The sequence below is a fragment of the Brevibacterium sp. ZH18 genome (assembly GCF_022748595.1).
Lineage (GTDB): Bacteria > Actinomycetota > Actinomycetes > Actinomycetales > Brevibacteriaceae > Brevibacterium.
The window spans coordinates 1-20,895 of the sequence record NZ_JALDSX010000008.1 but is presented as its reverse complement, the minus strand read 5'-3'; the positions used below and the strand labels follow the sequence as shown (position 1 = coordinate 20,895).

19 protein-coding genes and 1 pseudogene are annotated in these 20,895 nt (G+C 61.8%); 14 read left to right on the top strand and 6 right to left on the bottom strand.

What is annotated here, in order from left to right:
- The first annotated feature begins 2 nt into the window (after nt 1–2).
- Together MPN20_RS04875 and MPN20_RS04870 are read left to right on the top strand one after the other, a co-directional pair.
- Nucleotides 3–314 (top strand): transcriptional regulator, encoded by a 312-nt coding sequence (locus MPN20_RS04875; protein WP_242780087.1) that lies wholly within the window; start codon nt 3–5, stop codon nt 312–314.
- A gap of 56 nt (nt 315–370) precedes the next feature.
- Complete coding sequence (locus MPN20_RS04870; RefSeq protein ID WP_242780085.1) at nt 371–1,285, top strand: arylamine N-acetyltransferase; 915 nt, start codon at nt 371–373, stop codon at nt 1,283–1,285.
- Between the two features lie 123 nt (nt 1,286–1,408).
- Here the strand turns inward: MPN20_RS04870 and MPN20_RS04865 are convergent, their stop codons facing one another.
- The 4 genes and pseudogenes from MPN20_RS04865 to MPN20_RS04850 form a co-directional block, all read right to left on the bottom strand.
- The gene (locus MPN20_RS04865) at nt 1,409–1,900 is read right to left on the bottom strand and encodes an SRPBCC domain-containing protein (RefSeq protein ID WP_242780083.1); all 492 of its coding nucleotides are present in this window, start codon (nt 1,898–1,900) and stop codon (nt 1,409–1,411) included.
- Nucleotides 1,901–1,937: 37 nt separating this feature from the next.
- A complete protein-coding gene (locus tag MPN20_RS04860) occupies nt 1,938–2,393 on the bottom strand; it encodes an SRPBCC family protein (RefSeq protein WP_242780251.1) in 456 nt (151 codons plus the stop codon).
- Between the two features lie 198 nt (nt 2,394–2,591).
- Nucleotides 2,592–2,693 (bottom strand): annotated as a pseudogene (locus tag MPN20_RS17480) (ArsR family transcriptional regulator); the annotation flags it as partial.
- A 234-nt stretch (nt 2,694–2,927) separates the two neighbouring features.
- Nucleotides 2,928–3,242, bottom strand: coding sequence for a hypothetical protein (locus MPN20_RS04850; protein ID WP_242780081.1), 315 nt, complete (start codon nt 3,240–3,242; stop codon nt 2,928–2,930).
- A 21-nt stretch (nt 3,243–3,263) separates the two neighbouring features.
- Here MPN20_RS04850 and MPN20_RS04845 point away from each other — a divergent pair, with 21 nt between their 5' ends.
- Both MPN20_RS04845 and MPN20_RS04840 read left to right on the top strand, forming a co-directional pair.
- Complete coding sequence (locus MPN20_RS04845; protein WP_242780079.1) at nt 3,264–3,530, top strand: helix-turn-helix transcriptional regulator; 267 nt, start codon at nt 3,264–3,266, stop codon at nt 3,528–3,530.
- 78 nt (nt 3,531–3,608) lie between these two features.
- Nucleotides 3,609–4,022 (top strand): VOC family protein, encoded by a 414-nt coding sequence (locus MPN20_RS04840; RefSeq protein ID WP_242780077.1) that lies wholly within the window; start codon nt 3,609–3,611, stop codon nt 4,020–4,022.
- 27 nt (nt 4,023–4,049) lie between these two features.
- On the opposite strand, the gene MPN20_RS04835 is transcribed toward MPN20_RS04840, so the two are convergent.
- Entirely contained in the window at nt 4,050–5,219 is a 1,170-nt protein-coding gene (locus tag MPN20_RS04835; protein WP_242780075.1) for a GAF domain-containing protein, read from the bottom strand.
- Nucleotides 5,220–5,332: 113 nt separating this feature from the next.
- Between MPN20_RS04835 and MPN20_RS04830 the strand changes: the two genes are divergently transcribed.
- From MPN20_RS04830 to MPN20_RS04810, 5 genes are all read left to right on the top strand, one after another.
- The gene (locus MPN20_RS04830; RefSeq protein ID WP_242780073.1) at nt 5,333–7,153 is read left to right on the top strand and encodes an NAD(P)/FAD-dependent oxidoreductase; all 1,821 of its coding nucleotides are present in this window, start codon (nt 5,333–5,335) and stop codon (nt 7,151–7,153) included.
- A 340-nt stretch (nt 7,154–7,493) separates the two neighbouring features.
- The gene (locus tag MPN20_RS04825) at nt 7,494–7,913 is read left to right on the top strand and encodes a hypothetical protein (RefSeq protein WP_242780071.1); all 420 of its coding nucleotides are present in this window, start codon (nt 7,494–7,496) and stop codon (nt 7,911–7,913) included.
- A 101-nt stretch (nt 7,914–8,014) separates the two neighbouring features.
- Nucleotides 8,015–8,926: a hypothetical protein gene (locus MPN20_RS04820; protein WP_242780069.1), complete on the top strand. Its 912-nt coding sequence runs from the start codon at nt 8,015–8,017 to the stop codon at nt 8,924–8,926.
- A 14-nt stretch (nt 8,927–8,940) separates the two neighbouring features.
- A complete protein-coding gene (locus MPN20_RS04815; RefSeq protein WP_242780067.1) occupies nt 8,941–10,338 on the top strand; it encodes an amidase in 1,398 nt (465 codons plus the stop codon).
- Nucleotides 10,339–10,351: 13 nt separating this feature from the next.
- A complete protein-coding gene (locus MPN20_RS04810; protein WP_242780065.1) occupies nt 10,352–11,359 on the top strand; it encodes an acetamidase/formamidase family protein in 1,008 nt (335 codons plus the stop codon).
- Nucleotides 11,360–11,440: 81 nt separating this feature from the next.
- Here the strand turns inward: MPN20_RS04810 and MPN20_RS04805 are convergent, their stop codons facing one another.
- Complete coding sequence (locus MPN20_RS04805) at nt 11,441–11,962, bottom strand: TetR/AcrR family transcriptional regulator (RefSeq protein WP_242780063.1); 522 nt, start codon at nt 11,960–11,962, stop codon at nt 11,441–11,443.
- Nucleotides 11,963–12,086: 124 nt separating this feature from the next.
- Between MPN20_RS04805 and MPN20_RS04800 the strand changes: the two genes are divergently transcribed.
- The 5 genes from MPN20_RS04800 to MPN20_RS04780 all read left to right on the top strand — a co-directional run bounded on the left by MPN20_RS04800 (nt 12,087) and on the right by MPN20_RS04780 (nt 20,812).
- Entirely contained in the window at nt 12,087–12,740 is a 654-nt protein-coding gene (locus MPN20_RS04800; RefSeq protein WP_242780062.1) for a TetR/AcrR family transcriptional regulator, read from the top strand.
- A gap of 200 nt (nt 12,741–12,940) precedes the next feature.
- Complete coding sequence (locus MPN20_RS04795; RefSeq protein ID WP_242780060.1) at nt 12,941–14,683, top strand: AMP-binding protein; 1,743 nt, start codon at nt 12,941–12,943, stop codon at nt 14,681–14,683.
- Nucleotides 14,680–17,943, top strand: a complete 3,264-nt coding sequence (locus tag MPN20_RS04790) for a carboxyl transferase domain-containing protein (RefSeq protein WP_242780058.1) — start codon at nt 14,680–14,682, stop codon at nt 17,941–17,943. Before MPN20_RS04795 ends, MPN20_RS04790 begins: the two co-directional genes overlap by 4 nt.
- Before the next feature lie 83 nt (nt 17,944–18,026).
- Entirely contained in the window at nt 18,027–19,580 is a 1,554-nt protein-coding gene (locus tag MPN20_RS04785) for an MFS transporter (RefSeq protein ID WP_242780056.1), read from the top strand.
- 149 nt (nt 19,581–19,729) lie between these two features.
- Nucleotides 19,730–20,812, top strand: a complete 1,083-nt coding sequence (locus MPN20_RS04780; RefSeq protein ID WP_242780054.1) for a hypothetical protein — start codon at nt 19,730–19,732, stop codon at nt 20,810–20,812.
- Nucleotides 20,813–20,895 lie beyond the last annotated feature (83 nt).

Here is a 20,895-nt window from a genome sequence, read left to right as displayed (position 1 = left end):
CTATGGTTGCCAATGAGAAACTGCCGCATCCCGATCGCGAGGACATCGAGCTGACCTCAGTGCTCTTCGCACTGAGCGACGAAGCCAGACTGGCTCTGGTTCAGCAGCTCAAGGAGGGTCCGATGGACATGGCGAACTGCTCGGCGCTGGATCCGAACGCACCGAAGTCGACGCGCTCGCATCAAGTCAAAGTCCTGCGCGAAGCCGGTGTTATCGTCAGCGAACTGCACGGCCGGAACCGTCGCCTGACACTGCGTCGGGAGGACATTGACTCCCGTTTCCCTGGACTGCTGGAGTCCGTGCTGCGGGGGTGACAGCAACCACCTCGATACCGTGCTCACCTCGACATTGCATCCCAGGAGGCCGTCCCATGGCACAGCTCTCACTTCTCAATCGGTACGCAGAACGGCTCGGTCTTCGCGATTCTGCTGCACAACTGCACCGCCGAACAGAGGGGACACCTGCGCAGCTGATCGACCTTCTCGATGAGCTTCTGCAGGCGCACACGCAGGCGATCTGCTTCGAGAACCTCGAAGTCGTTGCGAACCTTGCCCGCGGTGAACTGAGGGCGGTTTCGCTCGATCTCGAGTCGGTGGCTGACAAGCTGCTCGATTCTCGGCGCGGTGGATACTGTCACGAACACGCCATCCTCATCCGTGCAGTTCTGACTGACCTGGGACTGTCGGCACACCCGATCCTGGCTCGGGTCCACCTCGGTGAAGGTCGGGTCGCACCAGGTGGGCTGACGCACCAGGCGACGATCGTTCGAGTCGATGGCCGCAACTTCCTCGTGGATCCTGGGTTCGGCGGCGGAACGCCGGAAGTCGCGCTCGAACTGTCGACCTCCAGCCGAGCGCGGAGGACGCCGCGCGGTGAACACCGCCTCGTCCCAGCCGAAGCGGTATTGGAACCGGACATACGTGCAGAGGCGAAGTGGGCTCTGCAGTCTCGGACGAGCGACGACCAGGAGTTCCGCACCGTCTATGCATTCGCAGATGTGCCTCGGCCCCAGGCCGATCTTGATCTGGCGAACTGGTTCACATCAACGAAGCCTGGAACTCCATTCACCGGGCCTCCGGTCCTCGTAAGGTCACTGCCCGACGGCTTCAAGCTGACCCTGGACGGGCACCGCTTGCGACGAGTGTCCTACAGTCCCGACGGCGATCGCTGCGAGCGCACTGTCACCGACGCCGCAGACTTCGCCGAGGTTCTCACCGCCGGATTCGGACTTGGAATGGACAGGGAGTCCTCCGAAATCATCTGGAAGTCGATGCCGGATGACTGATGATCCGGAGGTGGGGCCACCCGCGCGGACACGTCCACGGCGGCCATCGATGACCTGATCCGCAGCCAGCACGGCGTGAGATCACAGGCCGGGGTGTGACTGTTGCCCGGCCCCGGCAAGGCATCACCCAGCCTTTTGGGCACCGACCTCAGCGGCCACCTCGGCGCCTGAGTCCGGGGTAACGGGGCGGGGGTCGGCACCGGTCATCAGCGCCTGGAGTCCGACTGTGAGGTGGTGTCCCCATGCGGTCGTGCACACGGTGTGACAGGCGAGCTGCGGCCGGAGGCCGACGTGGGTGAAGTCGACCCGCGTGCCGGTGGGAAGTTCGACGAAATCGAAGACGACCTCGGTGCCCACCCACTCCTCGAGCTCCTGAGGATGTCCAGAGGGGACGACCCGCCAGGACAGCCTCTTCCCCTCGAGGGACTCGATGACACGGAATACCGAGTAGTGGAATTCCGGCACCTGGTAGATGAAGGATTCACCCACGTGGCGAGCAGTTCCTGAGATCATCGTGTTCCACCAGAGGTCCGGCTGGGCTGCGCACGCAAATGCTTCGGACGGTGAGCACGGTGCCTCGAAGGTGTGAGTGAAATTGTGATTGTCGTTGTCCATTGCGATTGCCTTTCAGATGAGAGCTGCAGCGTTGCGTTCAGCGCGACTCGTAGTGGAGCGCCTCGCCGCTCTCCAGGTAGGACTTGAGGCTGGCGAGAATGGCCGGCCAGCCCTGGGAGATCCCGTTGAGCATGCCTTTGTCGGGCAGGTTTGTGTGGGTCACGGTGAGCTTGACGACCTCACCGGCCTGCTCGATGTCATAGGTGACGATCGATCCCTGAGTCTCGAGGGGCTGTGCGGCGGGCTGGAAGGTGAATACCAGCCTCTCCGGTGGACTGCTCTCGAGGATCTGGCCCCAGATGTCGTAGTCACCGGTGGGGTCACCGTCTTTGCAATGGGTCCATTCGGAGCCAACCTGCCAGTTCGAGACATTCGCGATCCCACTCCAGTAGATCGGTGTGATGTCGGCATTGGTGAGAGCATCCCAGACGTCCTCGCGGGCGGCTCGGATATAGGTGACGTAGACATAGTCGGGAAATTCATCGGTGCTCATTGCTGTCTCCTCAGCTCGGCTCTTCACGGCGTCGATGGCGTTGAAGTGCTGTTGGTCGAAATCGCGTGTCCACCGTCGCTCGATTTCGTGAATAGGATGCGGATTGAGATAGTGGCGTCGTTCTCGCCCACGGCGGATTACGACAACGAGATCAGCCTCGACCAGAAGGTCAAGGTGCTGCGTCAACGACTGGCGGGCCATGGAGACCTCTTCGCTGAGTTCGCGGAGGGATTGTCCGTTTTCGCGGCGAAGAGAATCCAGAAGGAGTCTTCGCGTCGGATCAGCCAGTGCTTTGAACACCTGGTCGAGATTGCTGTGATCGCTCACCTTTACAATATGCAGGCATTTACCTGCATAAGTCAATAGGTGTGCGCAGATATTCGCGCTGATTGCTGGACGCGGCGATATTCACGCTGATTGCTGGAGGCGGCACGGGTGCCCGGACTACACTGCGAACATGTCCGCGGCGGCCAACGGTGACCTGATCCGCAGCCCGCATGCGCGGCTGCGGCCCTTCGTCGGGGACTACGTCGGCTACGACATCTCGGATGCTCCGGCTGGAACCCACCTCGGTCTGCCGTCAGGGACGATGACGTTCATCGTGGCCATCGGCGAACCGCTGCACCAGTCTTCTTCGATGTTCCCGCCGTCGAGTTCGCCCACCATTCCCTTGACCTCAACGACATTGCACGGCCCGTTGCCGTCGAACTTCATGAGCGCGTCAACGTCGCAACGTCTTGGCCTGAGCGCTTCGACGCCTTCGACGATGTTCTTCTTCGCACCGTCCATGGCAGTGGTGGCCCCCGCGCCGAGGTGGTCGAATCGTGGCGGCGGATCGCGCGCAGTCACGGCGGTCTGCCGGTCTCGCTCGTGGCGGACGAGGTCGGCTGGAGCAGACGACATCTCAATGGGGCGTTTCGCGCCGAGTTCGGAATCGGACCGAAGGAGGCCGCGCGAGTCATCCGCTTCGACCGGGCCCGACGTATGATCACGGCGAGCAGGGCAACGCTGGCCGAGGTTGCAGCAGTCTGCGGCTACACCGATCAGTCGCATCTCAATCGCGATTTCAAACTGCTGACCGGGACGAATCCGACGAGCTGGCTCGATGACGATCCGATCGTGCGACTTTCGGGATAGTTCCCATTTGTCCAAGACTGCGCACCGTGGGTCGACCCATGATGGTGTGTACCGAAACGACGAGGAAAGGGACACATCATGTCGAACAGCAACGGAGCCAACGTCTGGCCGACGTTTCGCTACCGCGACGCGAAAGCCGCGATCGCCTTCCTGCAGGAGGCCTTCGGTTTCGAGGTCGCAGCCGAATACACGAACGCCGATGACCCGCAGCACGTCGACCATGCCGAACTGCGCTGGCCGGGTGGTGGAGGAGTGATGCTCGGGTCCGTACGTGATGACGGCGGAGTCATGACGAATACCGGGGTTGCGGCCGGCTCGGTCTACATCGCCACTGATGAGGTCGAGGATCTCTATCGCAGGGCGATTGAGGCCGGTGCCACCGAGGTCATGGGGCTGACCGAACAGGACTACGGATCCAAGGACTTCAGCGTCCAGGACCCCGAGGGAGTGCTGTGGAACTTCGGCACCTACCGGGGTGCTGACGCGCATTAGGTTGGACCGCCTCGGCGGGAATCGATGTCATTCGAGCCGTGCGGTCACGCCTTCCGCCCAGCGGTAGGGCTGGGTGGCGATGAGTGCGCCGATCGACCTGCGCAGCCGGGACACCTCGGCGCGTACGGTGACCAGATGGTCGGCATCTCCGTACAGCTTGAGGCTGAGTTCGGAGGCGCTGACGCCCGTGGGCCCCGCCGAGGTGATCGCCGCCAGGATCTGGGCCCGCCGCGGCGTGAGCGGAACGGTGAGAGGCTCACCGTTCGAATCGATCTCGACGACCGCCGGTTGCACCGACTGTCGCAGCACGACGGCGACCTGACGTCCGCCGTCACCGCTCGCGGGCTGGAGCAGCCATCCTCCTGCGATCCGTTCGGGCAGACACAGCCCGGCGCCGGGGATGAGGATCGTGCGATCGGGGGCCGGGACTTCTATCCGGTCCCGGGCCTGCACTCCCTGCTGGTAGGCGACCCAACCGTCATCGTCGACGACGAGAGCGGGCGACCGGCTGCCTCGGAGGACAGTGGACATTCGCGTACGCAGACTGCTCAATCGCTCCTGTTGATGGATCATCAGCCGCGCCTCAGCCAGGCGAACGGCTGTCGTCACCAGAGACTGCACAGTGGGGTGAAGAGTGAGGGCAGGCCCGCTGATGTCGACCACACCGAGCAGCCGGCCATCATTGGGGTCGTGGACGGGCACGGCACTGCAGTACCAAGGATGCTGGGCTGATTCGAAATGCTCAGCGGAGAAGAGCTGTACCGGTGCTTCCTCGGCCAGGGCGGTTCCGATGGCGTTCGTGCCGACAATCGATTCGGACCAATGGGCACCTTCGACGAACCCCAGGCCATCGGCCTGTCGGCGAGCGGCGGCGGCACCATCGCGCCAGAGGATGACACCGTCGGCATCGGTGACGACGAGAATGAACGTTGCGGCCTCGGGGGCCTGTAGAAGCACTGATTTCATCTCTTCGACGATCAGGCGCAGCTTCGACCGGTGTCTGCGGGACTGAACGTCCGCCTCGGCGGCCACTATGCGGTGATTGCCGCCGGCAGGGTCGAGGCCCAAGCGCAGCATTCGATCCCACGAGCGCTTGACGAGCGCGCGTGGTTGCTCCGGCGGTGATCCACCGGTGATCACGGCATCGTGAATGCGTGACAGATCTTTGGCGAGATGCGCCAGATCCGGCTGAGGCATGTCTCGAGTATAGGTGTGGCATGCACCGCTGACCATGCAACTTCATGCAACTCTTTCGCGGGTGTTCGCCTAGGCATAGTTTGGGATCACACAGCTCAACGAAGAGGAGTGACATGACAACGACAGTTGAACGCCCACAGCTCACCGCCGACGACATCGCAACCCAATGGTTGGGTGACTTCGAATCCGCACTGCGCAGTCGGGATATCAAGGCCGCAGCGGGACTGTTCGCCACGGCGAGCTATTGGAGGGACCTGGTCTCCTTCACCTGGAACCTCAAGACGGTGGAGAACCCCGAAGGCGTCACCGATCTGCTGACGGCCAACTTGGATCGGGTCTCGCCCACGGAATTCGAACTCAGCGAACCCGCCGCGACAGCTGACGGAGTGACCGAAGCCTGGTTCACCTTCGCCACCTCGGTGGGACGTGGCAAGGGCCTCGTCCGGCTCATCGACGAGGACGGGACCAAAGCGTGGACCGTGCTCACCGCACTGCAGGAACTGGTCGGCCACGAAGAGCCCCGCGGAGACCGCCGAGTCAAGGGCGCCGAGCATGGAGTCGACCCCGACCGGAAGTCCTGGTCGGAGAAGCTCGCCGAGGAGGACGCCGCCTGGGGCAAGAGCGCTGACCCGTACATCCTCGTCGTCGGTGGCGGACAGGGCGGCATTGCTTTGGGCGCTCGCCTGCGTCAGCTCGGTGTGCCTGCTCTCGTCATCGATCGCTGGGAGCGTCCAGGTGACCAGTGGAGATCACGCTACAAGTCACTGTGCCTGCACGACCCGGTCTGGTACGACCACCTGCCCTACCTCAAATTCCCCGACAACTGGCCGGTGTTCGCCCCGAAGGACAAGATCGCAGATTGGTTGGAGTTCTACACCAAGGTGATGGAGATTCCGTATTGGTCGTCGACGACGGCCAACTCGGCGAAATACGACGAGAAGTCGCAGCAGTGGACAGTCGAAGTCGAGCGCAATGGCGAAAAGGTGACGTTGCACCCGACCCAGCTCGTCATGGCCACGGGCATGTCCGGCAAGCCGAATGTTCCGAGCTTCCCCGGGGCCGACATCTTCAAGGGCGAGCAACAGCACTCTTCGGAACACCGGGGTCCCGACGCCTATACGGGCAAGAAGGTCGTCGTCGTCGGCAGCAACAACTCCGCCTTCGACATCTGCGGGGCGCTCTACGAACACGGCGCCGATGTGACGATGGTCCAACGCTCGAGCACGCATATCGTCAAGAGCGACTCGCTCATGGAGATCGGACTCGGCGATCTCTATTCGGAGAAGGCGCTCGCCAACGGTGTCACCACGGAGAAGGCCGATCTCATCTTTGCTTCTTTGCCGTATCGGATCATGCACGAATTCCAGATTCCGCTCTACGACCAGATGAAGGAGCGCGACAAGGACTTCTACCAGCGGATGGAAGCAGCCGGGTTCGACCTCGACTTCGGTGACGACGAGTCCGGGCTCTTCCTCAAGTACCTGCGCCGCGGCTCCGGTTACTACATCGACGTCGGCTCCGCTGAACTCGTCGCCGACGGCAAGGTGAAACTGGCCAAGGGCGACGTTGACCATCTGACCGAGGGCTCCGTAGCACTCGCCGATGGCACCGAGCTGCCTGCTGACCTTGTCGTCTACGCAACCGGATACGGGTCGATGAACGGGTGGGTCGCTGACCTCGTCGATCAGGAGACTGCGGACAAGGTGGGTAAATGCTGGGGCCTCGGCTCCGATACCACCAAGGACCCCGGCCCGTGGGAGGGCGAAGAGCGGAACATGTGGAAGCCCACTCAGCAGGAGAACCTCTGGTTCATGGGAGGCAACCTCCACCAGTCACGGCACTACTCGCTATACCTGGGGCTCCAGCTCAAAGCGCGCTATGAGGGAATCGATACGCCGGTGTACGGCCTGCAAGAATCTCACCACCTGAGCTGAGACGTTGGTGGTCTCGACCCCTCTAGATGAGGAGGAGGCTGCGTCAGAGAACCGGCGCAGCCTCCACTACTATATGCGCACAACTCCAGAGCCTTTGGGCGGCGGGTCTGGCAACAATCAGGCGCGCTATTGCGTTTTGATGATCACTGATTTAGTACGTAAATTGAGCGGAATTGGCAACTAAGTTTGGCAACCACGAACATATCCCTTACCTGCCGCCGGAATGCAATAGGCGTTTTTGCACAATGACTGTGAAGTATCGCAGTCTTGACAGTTGGGATTTTCCATAAGTTTCATTGCAAGAATGCCTTGGACATGTGAGTCTTGCTAGGTCTCGACTATGAAAGAGGTCACATTGGCGCTCAGGGATGCCTTCAAAAGTCCAGCAACGTCGCTGGATGATCAAATGGAAAGTTACGCAACGAAGCGAGTTCCACGGTCTCAGCGATGGCCTGCATTTGCAATCCTCCTGATTCTGACGGGCAACGTCACCGCGATGTTCTGGTTCACTCTTGGGGGCCAGATCGGCTTCCTCGTCGGTTGGCCAATGATGTTGATTCCGATCGGCTATCTGGTTGTGGTGTCCACGGTGCTTGGTTCGCTCATTATGAAGATTGCGTCGAAGGAAGGACTCAGTCTTGTTCTCCTCACCCGTGGATTGGGGTTTGGCGCAAAAGGGTCAGCCGTTGCTTCCTTCATTTATGGAATCAACTACATTTCTACTTTATTTTTGAAGGAAGCATTGTTTCGCATGCGTTGAGTGAATATTTCGGGGTAGGTCAGAGCTCGGTGACCGCAAGTGTTATCTTTGCGCTTGTCGGTGCCGCGGCATTGTATTTTGCTTGGCGTGGAATGCACTCGATGAATATTCTGCAACGTTTCGGCATGCCGATCTTCTTGGGGCTTTTCATCCTCGGAATTTTTATGCTCTCTCAGGGCCACGCAATTGCGGGGCCCGGGCAATGGGTTTCACTTACTCCAGATGATCCCACGGTGATGTGGCAGGCGTTCTCGTTGGTGAATGGGCAGATCGTGTTCCAGGCTCTGCTCGCCACGGACTATGGTCGCTTCTCACGCCCTCAGATCGGGTACAAGGGGACCGCAGGAATCATGTTCGGCGAGATGATTATGATCGCCGTCGTCCTGATCCTGGGATCGCTCCTCGCTTTCACGGTCTACCCGAGTATCTCCCAGGGGGATCCAGTCCTCTATTCGACCGATCCCGGGTTCGTCTTCGCAATGGTCATGGGCTTCCTTGGCGTTGTGTTCGCCATCATCACCCAGATTCGAATCAATGTCATGAACCTCTATTCAGGGTCTCTCGCATTCTCCAACACTTGGGATGCATTCGCGAAGAGGCCGATCCGGCGCAACTGGTGGATGGTCGGACTCCTGATCTTGGGTATTGCGCTCTATCCAGTCAACGTTCTGCAGTACACCGACACCTTCTTGGCAGTCACCGGAATCATGACGAATACGTGGATCTTCATCCTCCTCGCGGACTATTACGTGTGCCGAAAAGTGTTCAAATACGCTCCGACGGAGAAGATCGATTATGACGAGAAGGTCATCAGAGACTGGAATCCATGCGGAATGATCGCTATGGGAGTCGCTGTCATCATCGGGGGACTAGGCCTTGCCGGTATGTATCCGATCTACTACGCATCGTTCATTGCGATGTTCATCGGTCCGATCCTGCACGTACTTCTGACGGTGATCACCAAGGGACGCTTTTACTCCCTTGTTGACAACGCGGCCAAGCATCAGGCATAGAAGGAGAAAGACACATGAGTGACGAAAGTTTGCACTTTGAGACCCTGGAATCTGTGTCCGGCAAGATCATGCGACGGGAAGTCAGCTCGCGTGAAGTGGTCGACCATATGCTTCAACGTGTAGCCGATGTCGATCCGGTCCTACAGGCGTATACCTATGTCGATGTGGATTCTGCCCGCAACGCTGCGGATGCTTTGGATGCGGAGTATCGCCGTGGGCAATGGCGGGGTCCTCTGCACGGAGTGCCGATGGCGATCAAGGACATCTACGGTGACCAAGGTCGTCCTCTCGAAGTTGGAATGTCGAGCCGCAAAGGCATGAAGGCAGATACTACGGCCACTGTCGTCCAGCGTCTGCGAGAGGCTGGGGCGGTCATCCTGGGGAGGGTGCACACCACGGAGGGTATATACGGAGAGCACACTCTGCCGTTCAAGCCGCCGAAGAATCCGTGGGGTCTGGACCGCTGGGTGGGAGTCTCCTCCAGTGGAAGTGGATCCTCGACTGCGGGCGGTCTCGCCTTTGCGACTTTGGGTTCAGACACTGGCGGTTCTATCCGTATGCCATCGTCTGCCAACGGGGTGACCGGGCTGAAGCCGACCTGGGGTCGATGCAGCAGATATGGAGTCTTCGAACTGGCAGGAAGTCTTGACCACGTTGGGCCGATGGCACGGTCGGCACGCGACGCGGGAATCGTCCTCGAAGCTATTGCCGGCTTCGATCCGAAGGACCCGACTTCATTGTCCGCGGCTGTCGATCACTACGGCGCCCGAACTGATATAAGCCTATCCGGCACCCGGATTGGCATTGACATTGCTTGGGCGCTCACTGATGTTTCAGAAACGGTGAAGAGCAGCATGATCGCTGCCCTTGCCACTTTCGAGGCCCTCGGTGCGGAGATTGTTCCGGTGAACTTTCCCGACCCCGAGCAGATCAATGACGATTGGTTCACGGTCTGCGGGGTGCAGACTGCACTTGCTCACGGTGCCTGGTTCGATGAGAACGAAACCTCATATGGTGAGGGGCTACGTGAGGTCATCAACATCGGCAAACGAGCATCTGCGGTGCAGTATCAGGAAGTGCTCAAGCGTCGATCAATCTTCAAGGGCGCGGTCGAGAATGTCCTGTCGACGGTCGATATGATGTTCAACCCAGGGTTGCCTTACGAAGCGCCGCTCGCTGTAGACATGTTGACGATGGGAGCCGAGCAACTGGCTGAAGTGCACCGTTACACGGTGCCATTCACAATGAGCCAGATGCCGACGATCACGTTCCCGATCGGGTTCACAATTGCCGAGACATTACCGGTCGCCGGTCAGCTGGTTGGAGGAGCACTGACAGAGAAGGAGCTGGTACGAGTCGCCAACGCCTTCCAGAGAGTCACCGATTTTCATACGAAGCATCCGGAATTCTGAAAGAGGTTGGGAGTTGAAGAACGCGAATGAAGTCACCTACGCGGTGGATTTCGACGGAGATCCGAAGGCGCTGACCTACACTTTCGGTGGTACCGATGCGGTGGCCGAGGTTGGTGTTCCGGCCCGGCTGTCGACGTCTACTCTGGATGCTTTTGCAGGCCGGCTCAATGAAGTTGGGACTCTGCCCAGCAACGCGGAAATGGAAGGCTACCTGAATCCTCAGACTGGCCCTTTCTTCATTCCGCAGGCTCATCCCGGGGATTCTCTGGCAGTGCATTTCACGTCGATCGAACCTCGGTTCGACTTCGGAATCAGCGCGTTGATCCCGTTCTTCGGGTCACTCACATCAACCCCGCTCACCGCGTCCCTGCAGGACCCGTTGCAGGAAAATGTGTGGCGCTACTCGATCGACCGGGATCGTCGGACTGTCGGCTTTGTGGCCAATGACTCCGATCACGTGTACGCCCTGCCGCTGGACCCGATGCACGGAACGGTTGGAGTGGCTCCGCCGAAAGGTGAAGTCCATTCGTCTCTGACCCTCGGCTCGTGGGGAGGGAACATGGATACTCCTGAATTGCGGAAAGGGGCAACGTGTTATCTGGGGGTGAATGTGGAAGGTGCCATGTTCAGCTTCGGCGATGGGCACGCCCGGCAGGGTGAAGGTGAAACTTGCGGCACGGCCGTCGAAGCTGCGATGAATTCGACAGTCGCACTCGATGTGGTTTCCGGTGTCTACACGCCGTGGCCACGCATCGAAACAGATGAGTTCATCATGGCGAGTGGGTCTGCACGACCGCTCGAAGATGCCTTCCGAATTGCCCATTCGGACATGGTCGCGTGGGTTGCGGAGATTACTGGCATGTCACAGATGGACTCGTACCAATTCGTCTCCCAGACAGCACTCACACCGGTCGCCAACGTAGTGGACACGGTCTACACCGTCATCTGCAAGGTTCCCAAGACGCTCCTGAAGGGATGCTATCCATACGGCGGTGCACACGAGAGGTTGAAGAAACTGTAGGCAACTATAGAACAGTGCCTGCAACCCGCTTTGTCGCTTCATCGCCGATCCGGATTGCAGGCACTGCGTGTTTGCGAGCGGCTACAACCCCAGCCGTGCCAGGACGTTCTTGACGTGGGCCAAGGCTTCGTCCTGTGAGAGGCCGAAGTTCTGGTTGAAGTACATTCCGTCGCCGATGAGCTGGATCGTCATGGCCAGATCGGCATCACCGAGGTGGTCATTGAGCACGTTGAACCAGGCTTCGCGGGTCTTTCGGAGTGCAGTCTTCGCATCCTCGTGTTCCTGGGCCAGGCAACTTGCGGCGATCAGGCTGCGATCGAGGGGCGTTCCGACCTCGGCTGACGTCTCGAGGTAATAGAGATGGAGTCGATCGCCGGCTGACTTCATGGATTCGACATCTTCGTCTACCAGACTGCTGAGACGTTCAAGACTGCCCTTGATCAGCTCGGCCTTCGACCCGTAGTGGTAGAGCAGTCCGCCCTTGGAGACGCCGGCCTTCGCTGCGACTGCGTCCAAGGTCGCCCCGGAGATGCCGTGTTCGTCGAGCAGGGTATCGAACGCGTCGAGCAGTCTCTCTTTGGTGTCGGAGGGGTTTCGTGCCATAGCGCTGAGCCTAGTCGATGGAGGAGATGCGCGGTCGCTGAAGCTAAAGCATCGATGTGCGCCGATAGGATTGTCGCCATACCCAGGCGAAGGGTCATGGGTGGAGCTAACGGGGGAGGTGTCGATGGAACAGCGACCGATTCGGGACATGGGTTGGACGAAGGCACGCGACATCCGGCGGGACCTCGCATCGGAGACCAAGGACAGACTCCTTGTCGCTGCTCGGACGGTCTTCTCCTCCCAAGGGTTCGACGCGGCGACGATTGGCGACATCACTGCCGTGGCTGATGTCTCGCGGCCCTCCTTCTACGTCTACTTCGCCACCAAGGCAGAGGTGTTCCGCGTCGTCGCAGCAACACTGAGGGACGAAATCCTCGAAGCGCACCACTACCCAAAGCCGATGGCGGATGATCCAGTGCTCGTAGCGCGGGCTTCGATCGAAGCCTTTATCACCATCTATGTCGACAATCTTGAGCTCCTCGACGTCATTGAGAAGCGGGCACAGACAGATCCGCAGGTTGCTGAGATCAACGCGGTCATCGTCGGCAAGCCCTTCCGCCGTATCCTGCGTCAGATCACCAGCGTTCGGGATTCCGGCCTCGCGACTCCTCGTGTCGATGAGGAATACGCGGCCCACCTCATGGACGCGGTCATCGTCGATGCCGCCTCGGCGATCAGAAACGACATGAGCCGCCTGGATTACTACATCGATCAGGCAACCCGGGTCTACTTCGCGATCATCGGCTTCACCGGAGATCTCACCGCTCTCGACGACTGATCCCTGAACGCGCCCCCACGACGACTGACCCCCGAACGCGCGATCCGGCAGCGACTGATTCGTCAGGGCCTGCCACGCAACAGCTGTCTCGCCAAGTGGTCCGAGCCGATCCAGCGCTTGCACACGGAGACTCCTTCGATTAGAACTGTGATTGACAGAGTCGTCAATCGGTCAGCGGTGATCGGTGAGAAGGAGTTTCCATGAACGGCAGCAATGGTGACACTCGAACTTCCTGGTGGGAGAAATCGGCAGCTGAACTCGCTTCTCTGCGAGCGCTGTGGCCCGAAGTGGTCCCGCACACGGTCCCTGAGGCCGCAGCCGGACCTGGGTTGGCCGAGACGGTGATCCACTGGGCCAACGAGCGCCCCGATTCAGCGGCAATGAGCTTCTACGGTTGGACGTCGACGTGGAGCCAGCTCAAAGACGATGTCGCGGCGACGGCCGGCTGGCTGTCCGAACACGGTGTCGCCGAGGGAACTCGAGTGGGCGTGTACATGGGCAACTGCCCGCAGTTCGTCCATTCCTTCATCGCGATCGCCTGGCTCGGCGCTGTCTACGTTCCGGTCAACCCGATGTACCGGACCGAAGAACTCAGGCATCAATTGGCAGACTCCGGCACAACTCACCTCATCGCTCACCCGCATTCGCGCAGCCTCGTCGAAGCCGCGGTCTCGCAACTTCCTGAGCCCATCGACATTACGTGGACCGATCCCGCTGCACTTTTCACCGTCTCGTCGGCACCAGAGCCCAGCGCCGACTGTCCTCATACTGTCCCGGCACCCGAGGACGCAGGCGATTGGGACCGAGTCCTCGCCTCGGAGCCTGTCGTCCATGTGCCAGCAGACCCCGACCGGCTCGCTTCGCTCAACTACACAGGCGGGACGACCGGGCTGCCCAAGGGGTGCGAACACTCCCTCGGGCACCTCTCGTACACAGCGATTTCGGCAATGGCTGGAATGGCGACGTCCCCAGGCGAAGGACGGGTCGTATCGCTCGGATTCCTGCCGATGTTCTGGGTCGCCGGTGAGAACTTCGGCCTGCTCCTGCCCATATACGGCGGCGGCGAAGTCGTCATCATGTCCCGTTGGCACCCGCAGGCGGCCATGCGCAGCATCGCCGAGCGAGGGGTCACCCGCGTCGTCTCACCCGCTGACGGCTACGTCGAACTCATGGACCTCCTCGACACCGCAGAGTTCGCCGACACAGACCTGTCCTCGTTGGAGACTTGCCAAGCGGTGTCCTTCGTTCGCAAACTCGACGTCGAACTGCGCGAAGGATGGAAATCGCGAACAGGCCTCGTTCTGCGCGAAGCGTCCTACGGCATGACCGAGACGCACACCTCGGACACCTTCACCCTCGGACTGCAGGACGACGATCGAGATCTGCGCGCCGAACCCGTGTACTGCGGATTCCCGGTTCCCGGCACCGACATCGTCGTCGTCGATCTCGACCTCAACCCGGTGCCCGTAGGCGAAACCGGCGAAATCCTCGTCCGCTCGCCCTCGGTGACGACCGGCTACTGGAAGAATCCGCGGGCGACCGAGGACTCGCTCATCGACGGCTGGTTGCGCACCGGCGACACCGGACGATTCGATGACCAGGGCGCCCTGACCTACCTCGCGCGCACCAAGGAGATGATCAAGGTCAACGGAATGAGCGTCTTCCCTGCCGAGGTTGAAGGCCTTCTTCGCGCCCATCCCGACATCGAGACGGTGGCTGTCGCCCCACGCGACGATGCCGACCACGGCCAGCTGCCTGTTGCCTTCATCGTCCTGGCCGACGGCGCCGCTGCCGACCGTGAATCGCTGACCACCTGGGCGAAAGAGAACATGGCCGTGTACAAAGTGCCCGAGTTCGTCTTCGTCGGCGGCATGCCCATGACCGCGACGGGCAAGATCCGCAAGACGGTGCTCATCGACGAACTGCTGGAGGGAAACCGTTGATCGCTGCAAATTCCACCGAGGCTGTTGGCCTTCTGGTCGCCAACCGCGGTGAGATCGCCTGCCGGATCATCCGCTCGGCCCGGGCCCTCGGCTACCGTGCGGTGGTCGTGCAGTCAGCGAATGAGGAAACTCTGGGCTCTGCGGCCGGACTGCACGTCACGCTCGCCGACGAGGTCGTCACCCTTCCTGGTGTCGGTGCATCCGCGTACCTCGACCCCGACGCCATCGTCGCAGCGGCAACGTCGGCAGGCTGTGAACTGGTTCACCCCGGGTACGGCTTCCTCTCCGAATCTCCGCGGCTCGCTCGTGCCTGCGCCGAGGCGGGTCTGACTTGGGTCGGTCCCGATGCCGATGTTTTGGAGCTGTTCGGAGACAAACAGGCCACGCGTTCTCGTGCAGAAGAGATCGGAATCCCGACCACACCGGCCACCAGTCTTCTGACACTTGATGACAACGGCTCTGGAGTTGGCTCCGATGCAGGCGAGGCGCTTCGGGCTGCCCGAGCGCTCCTGGCCGCACACCCGGCAGGAATCGCCATCAAGGCCCTGGCCGGTGGCGGAGGCCGCGGAATCCGCATCGTCACCGAATCTGCTGACCTCGCCGGTGCTCTGCGGGCATGCGCGTCTGAGGCTGCAACCGGATTCGGCGATGCCCGTATCTTCGCGGAGGCGTTGGTCATCGGTGCCCGCCACATCGAAGTGCAGGTCATCGGCACCCCTGACGGGACTGTGGTCCTCGGCGACCGTGACTGCTCGATTCAGCGGCGCCGGCAGAAGCTCATCGAGATCGCCCCGGCACAGGGGATCAGCGAGAACCTGCGGCGCACTCTCCATGCTGACGCAGTACGACTCGTCTCCTCAGCTGATTACCGTTCACTGGCGACTGTCGAGTTCCTCGTCGCCGGAAATGAGTACTGGCTTCTCGAGGTCAACCCGCGTATCCAGGTCGAGCACACCGTCACCGAGGCGGTATCCGGACTCGACCTCGTCGCAGCGCAGCTCGACGTCGCCGCGGGGCGAGCACCCGCGGGCTTGGACAATGTGGAGTCACGGGGAAACGCCATCGAACTGCGCATCTCCGCAGAGACTCTGCTCGACTCGGGAGAGCCTGCACCGAGCACGGGCCGAATCGAGTCGCTGACGTGGCCGACGGGCCCCGGGGTGCGCATCGACACCTGGGCAACCGCGGGAACCCGCGTGACCGGAGGATTCGACCCTCTGCTCGGAAAGATCACCATCCACGGCCCCACCTTCGCTGCGGCCATCGATGCCGCCAGGCGCGCTCTCGACGAATTCCACACCACTGGGATCGAGGCGAACGCCGGGGTGCTGCGTGCCATCACCGAAATCCTGGAACTTGGGAACTCGACAACATCGGCGTACGACGAACATGCCGAGGAGATCGAGGCTCGAGCAAGAGAGTCGCAAGCTGCGAGCCCAGCCGAGGCATCGTCGCACCTGCGCGATGCAGCCTCCGTGAATCGCTGTGAACCTGTGCTGAGTGCAGGGGAGTCGCTGCTGCGCGCGACCGTGAGCGGTGCGGTTGTCGCCCTCAGCGATGACCACAGTGAGTATGTCCTCATCGAAGCGATGAAGATGCACCATCCCGTCAGCGGTTCGAAGTCTGCAAACGTCCGCCATCTCGTCGCAGTCGGCGAACAGGTTGTGGCGGGACAGCCGCTTGCCGTCCTCTCCGGTGCCGAATTCGGTGAGGCTGACGACGTCGTTGCTTCCAAGCCACACCCCGGGGTCGCCGAGGTTCAGGACAGGCATGCAGCTATCCGAGATGTGGCACGCGAAGACCAGCTAGCCAAGATCCGCAGCCGGGGTCGTCGCACAGCACGGGAGAATATCGACGATCTCGTCGATGCCGGCAGCTTCGTCGAATACGGCCCACTCGTCATCGCGGCGCAGACCCGCAGGCGCGGCATCGACGACCTCATCGCCAAGACTTCGGGCGACGGCCTCATCGGGGGGCCTGCGACCGTCGACGGGCGTGAAGTGGTCGTCATCAGCTACGACTATTCAGTTCTGGCTGGCACACAGGGAACCCGCAACCATGCGAAGACCGACCGGCTGATTCAGCTCGCTGAGACGAAACGGGTCCCGATCGTCCTCTTCGCCGAAGGTGGAGGAGGCCGACCCGGAGATACCGACAGAGGGCCGACCTCCGGCCTGCAGGTTCCTACATTTGCGTCCCTGGCCAGACTGCGCGGCACCGTACCGCTGATCGCCATCGTCTCGGGTCGAACATTCGCCGGAAACGCAGCGCTCGCCGGCGTCTGCGACCTCATCATCGCGACACCGGACGCGAACATCGGAATGGGCGGACCCGCAATGATCGAAGGCGGGGGACTCGGTCGATACAGACCGGAGGACATCGGGCCGGTCAACATCCACACCGCCAACGGAGTCATCGACGTCCTCACCGACGATGAGTCTGCCGCGGTGGCGATCGCTCGGGAGGCCCTCGGGATTCTGGCTGGAAGCCGAAGTGAAGAGCGCAAAGACTCGTTCGACGAATCACCCGAGGGCCGCCTCGGTGATGAGAAGGCGGAGCGAGCGCGAACGATCGTGCCGGCTGACAGGCTGCGCAGTTTCGCTATTCGCGACGTCATCGACACCATCGCGGACGACGGCACCTTCATCGAAGTGAGGCGCAGCTATGCGCCGGGAGCGGTCACCGGGTTCATGCGAGTCGATGGGTACCCCCTGGCGCTCATCGCCAATGACAATCACCACCTCGGCGGGGCGATCGACGTCGACGCTGCGCGCTCTTTCACTCAGCATCTGCGGTTGGCTCAGGACCATGGGGTTCCGGTCCTCTCTCTCATCGACACCCCGGGCTTCATGGTCGGGCCCGAGGCGGAGAACGAGCCGGGAGTTCGCGCGTTCGGGGACCTCTTCGTTGCCGGTGCCGCGCTGACTGTGCCCGTCGGTGCTGTCATCATCCGCAAAGGGTACGGCCTCGGGGCGATGGCCATGGCCACCGGAGGATTCGACGCGAGCGCCTTCACCATCGCCTGGCCCAGTGGTGAGATCGGGCCGATGGGCCTCGAAGGAGCTGTGCGACTCGGGTACGCGAAGGAGTTGGCCGCGATCGAGGACGATGGTGAGCGGAAGCGTCATGAAGAGGACCTCATCGCGGCAGAATATGAACAGGGGAAGGCCATGAGTGCGGCCATGATCTTCGACATCGACGACGTCATCGATCCTGCTCGAACGCGTGACTGGGTGCTGACTTTGGTCCGAGATAGGTAGGCGCGCAGGCGGATCGTCGACCGGGCAGAAATGTCCGGCCGCAGCCTTGTCTACTGTACCGTCTAGACGGTACAGTAGATTTCATGTTCACCACACAGACACCACAACTGCGCGCCGGCCGGCGCGAATGGGCTGGCCTGGCTGTGCTGATGATCCCTGTTCTGCTCATCTCGATCGACAACACCGTCTTGGGATTCGCGATACCGGCCATCAGCACCGGCCTCCATCCAACCGGTACCCAACTCCTCTGGATCGTCGACATCTATGCGCTCATGCTCGCGGGACTCCTCGTGGCCATGGGCAGCATCGGCGACCGAGTCGGCCGGCGCAAACTGCTCGTCATCGGCGCCTTCGGCTTCGGGCTGGCCTCGCTGCTGGCGGCATTCTCCACCTCGGCGGAGATGCTCATCGCCTCTCGTGCGCTGCTGGGCATCTTCGGCGCCACCCTCATGCCTTCGACGCTCTCGCTCATCCGCAACATCTTCCTCGATGCCAAGGACCGCCGAGTCGCCATCGCCACCTGGTCCGCCATGTTCTCAGGCGGCGCCGCACTCGGTCCCATCGTCGGCGGAATTCTGCTCGAGCATTTTCATTGGAGTGCGATCTTCTTCATCAACTTGCCGCTCATCGCGATCTTCATCCCAGCGGCCATCGTGCTGCTGCCGGAATCACGTGACCCGAACCCGGGCCGGATCGATCCGCTGTCGATCGTGCTGTCCATGCTCACGCTCACCCCACTCGTCTTCGCCATCAAGCACGTCATGGCCGACGGTGTGGACCTGCTCTTCTGGGCCAGCCTCACGGTGACCGCACTTGCGGGAACCGGTTTCGTCCTCCGCCAGCTCTACTCCTCACGTCCGCTGCTCGACGTCCGGCTCTTCGCCAATCAGGTCTTCACCTCAGCGGTGGCGTCCAATCTGCTCAGCGTCATGGGCCTGGCCGGGTTCCTCTACTTCGGCACCCAGCTGCTCCAGTTGGTTCTCGGGCTGTCCCCGGTCGAGGCGGCGCTCGTCCTCGTCCCGGGCCTCATCACTTCGATCGTCGCCGGTTACGCGGCGGTGCCGATCATGGCGCGAGTGCAGCCGCGCGTCGTCGTTCCCTGTGCCCTCGTGCTCAATGCTGTCGGCCTCGGAATCGTCGCCTTCACACCCGAGCACTCGGTCGCGGGCATGCTCATCTCGTTCCTCGTCCTGGGCGTCGGCATCGGCACGGCCGAGGTCATCACGAACGACCTCATCCTGGCCGCTGTGCCCGCGCACAAGGCGGGTGCCGCCTCGGCGATCTCCGAGACGGCCTACGAATTCGGGTCGGTCATGGGAACCGCCGTCCTCGGCGGACTCTCGACGATGATCTTCGGCTCCCACCTGCGATCCACCCTGGGCACCACGGCAGCCGGACCCGAGTTCGAGACCCTCGGCTCGTCACTCGAGCATGCGAGCGCCCAGAGCGGGAACCTCGGTGACCAACTCGCCGAGGCAGCTGTGGCGTCCTTCGACCTCGGCGTCCAGTGGGCGGCAGGTGCGGCGGTCGTCCTCGTCCTCATCGCTGCGGTCCTCACCTCCTTCGGTCTCAAGGGCGCGGGTCGGTTCCTGCCGGCTACGGCTGCGCAGCCCCGTGCTGTTGAGCACGCTGCGTGAGATAAGGCCGATGGCATGAGGCTGGCGCGATGAAGAGGGTTCGCATTCTGAGGGCACCTCAACTGTCGAACCGCCTCATCCTCTGAGATACTTCAGCCAACGAACCTTTCCGGCCGCACGCCTTCGACGTCCACAGGAAGAAGGACTCCATGTCCACCCAGCCAATGTACGGAACCGATAGCTCGGGAACCGACACGAATGCCATCGATATCGTCGGCATCGACAGCTCGGGAGCTGATACCAGCGCGATCGATGCCGTCGGCTATGGCACCTCCGGAGCGGACACGATGGAATGGGACGGCTACGTGCCTCCTGTGGCCCGCGGCGAATCGTCGACCCTCTACGCCCTCGAAGTCATGAAGGGCAATCTGGTTCAGATCGACCCGAGCACAGGAGAGACCACGATCCTGAGCACGGAGCTCAAGGAAGCCCCCGACGGGATCGTCATCGACAAGGAGAACGGCCGGGCACTGGTCACCCAGATGGGCGAACCGGACCCTACCGACGAGCCGATGGCCGAGCCGCCCTTCACCACCCGCAACGGCTCCATCGTCGCCATCGATCTTGAGACGGGCACCCTCGCCGAGGTGGTCGAACGTGGCGCGTTCACCACAGGTAAGCAGATCACGCGCAACCCCAAAGACGGCCGCATCTACTGGGCTGACCGGGAAGGTCGCGGAATCTACCGCTGCGAGTCCGACGGCAGCCAGGTGACCCCGCTGGTGCTGACGCGCGACCGCGGAGCAAACAGCGTCGAGGAAGAATGCGTCGGAGTCGCCGTCGACGGTGAGGCGGGAGTCCTCTACTGGACGCTGAAAGGACCGGCCGACGGCGGCAAGGGTCGTATTCTGCGCGCCGGTCTCGAGATCCCCGAAGGGTCGACGGCTGCTGACCGGGTCGACTGCGACGTCATCGCCTCCGGGCTGCCGGAGGTCATCGACCTCGAGCTCGACCACGAATCCGGAGTGCTCTACTGGACAGATCGCGGAGACGGTCCGATGGGCAACTCACTCAACCGGGCACGGGTCCCCGCGCCGGGCAAAGCCATTGTGGCGCCCAGCGTGCTGGAGACCGATTTCCATGAGGCGATCGGACTCGCGCTCGACTTGGATCGCGGTCTCGCCTATGTCTCCGACCTCTCCGGCGAGATCCGCGAGGTCGATCTGGCCCGCGGCATCTCCCGCACAGTGGTCACTTTGGACAGCCCCGTGACGGGAATCGCACTGGGGTGAGCGCCCAGGCCGGCTGGCGACCTCCACTCGGGGCCCAGTCGGTGATATCCCCGGTTGGGGGCGTGAATGCACCGGTGGCCCGG

Coding starts and splice junctions, on each gene's coding strand:
- MPN20_RS04780 (WP_242780054.1), top strand. CDS start 19,730: ATGTCCACCCAGCCAATGTACGGAACCGATAGCTCGGGAACCGACACG.
- MPN20_RS04815 (WP_242780067.1), top strand. CDS start 8,941: ATGAGTGACGAAAGTTTGCACTTTGAGACCCTGGAATCTGTGTCCGGC.
- MPN20_RS04865 (WP_242780083.1), bottom strand. CDS start 1,900: ATGGACAACGACAATCACAATTTCACTCACACCTTCGAGGCACCGTGC.
- MPN20_RS04795 (WP_242780060.1), top strand. CDS start 12,941: ATGAACGGCAGCAATGGTGACACTCGAACTTCCTGGTGGGAGAAATCG.
- MPN20_RS04800 (WP_242780062.1), top strand. CDS start 12,087: ATGGAACAGCGACCGATTCGGGACATGGGTTGGACGAAGGCACGCGAC.
- MPN20_RS04785 (WP_242780056.1), top strand. CDS start 18,027: ATGTTCACCACACAGACACCACAACTGCGCGCCGGCCGGCGCGAATGG.
- MPN20_RS04835 (WP_242780075.1), bottom strand. CDS start 5,219: ATGCCTCAGCCGGATCTGGCGCATCTCGCCAAAGATCTGTCACGCATT.
- MPN20_RS04825 (WP_242780071.1), top strand. CDS start 7,494: ATGAAAGAGGTCACATTGGCGCTCAGGGATGCCTTCAAAAGTCCAGCA.
- MPN20_RS04840 (WP_242780077.1), top strand. CDS start 3,609: ATGTCGAACAGCAACGGAGCCAACGTCTGGCCGACGTTTCGCTACCGC.
- MPN20_RS04805 (WP_242780063.1), bottom strand. CDS start 11,962: ATGGCACGAAACCCCTCCGACACCAAAGAGAGACTGCTCGACGCGTTC.
- MPN20_RS04830 (WP_242780073.1), top strand. CDS start 5,333: ATGACAACGACAGTTGAACGCCCACAGCTCACCGCCGACGACATCGCA.
- MPN20_RS04870 (WP_242780085.1), top strand. CDS start 371: ATGGCACAGCTCTCACTTCTCAATCGGTACGCAGAACGGCTCGGTCTT.
- MPN20_RS04875 (WP_242780087.1), top strand. CDS start 3: ATGGTTGCCAATGAGAAACTGCCGCATCCCGATCGCGAGGACATCGAG.
- MPN20_RS04860 (WP_242780251.1), bottom strand. CDS start 2,393: ATGAGCACCGATGAATTTCCCGACTATGTCTACGTCACCTATATCCGA.
- MPN20_RS04820 (WP_242780069.1), top strand. CDS start 8,015: ATGAATATTCTGCAACGTTTCGGCATGCCGATCTTCTTGGGGCTTTTC.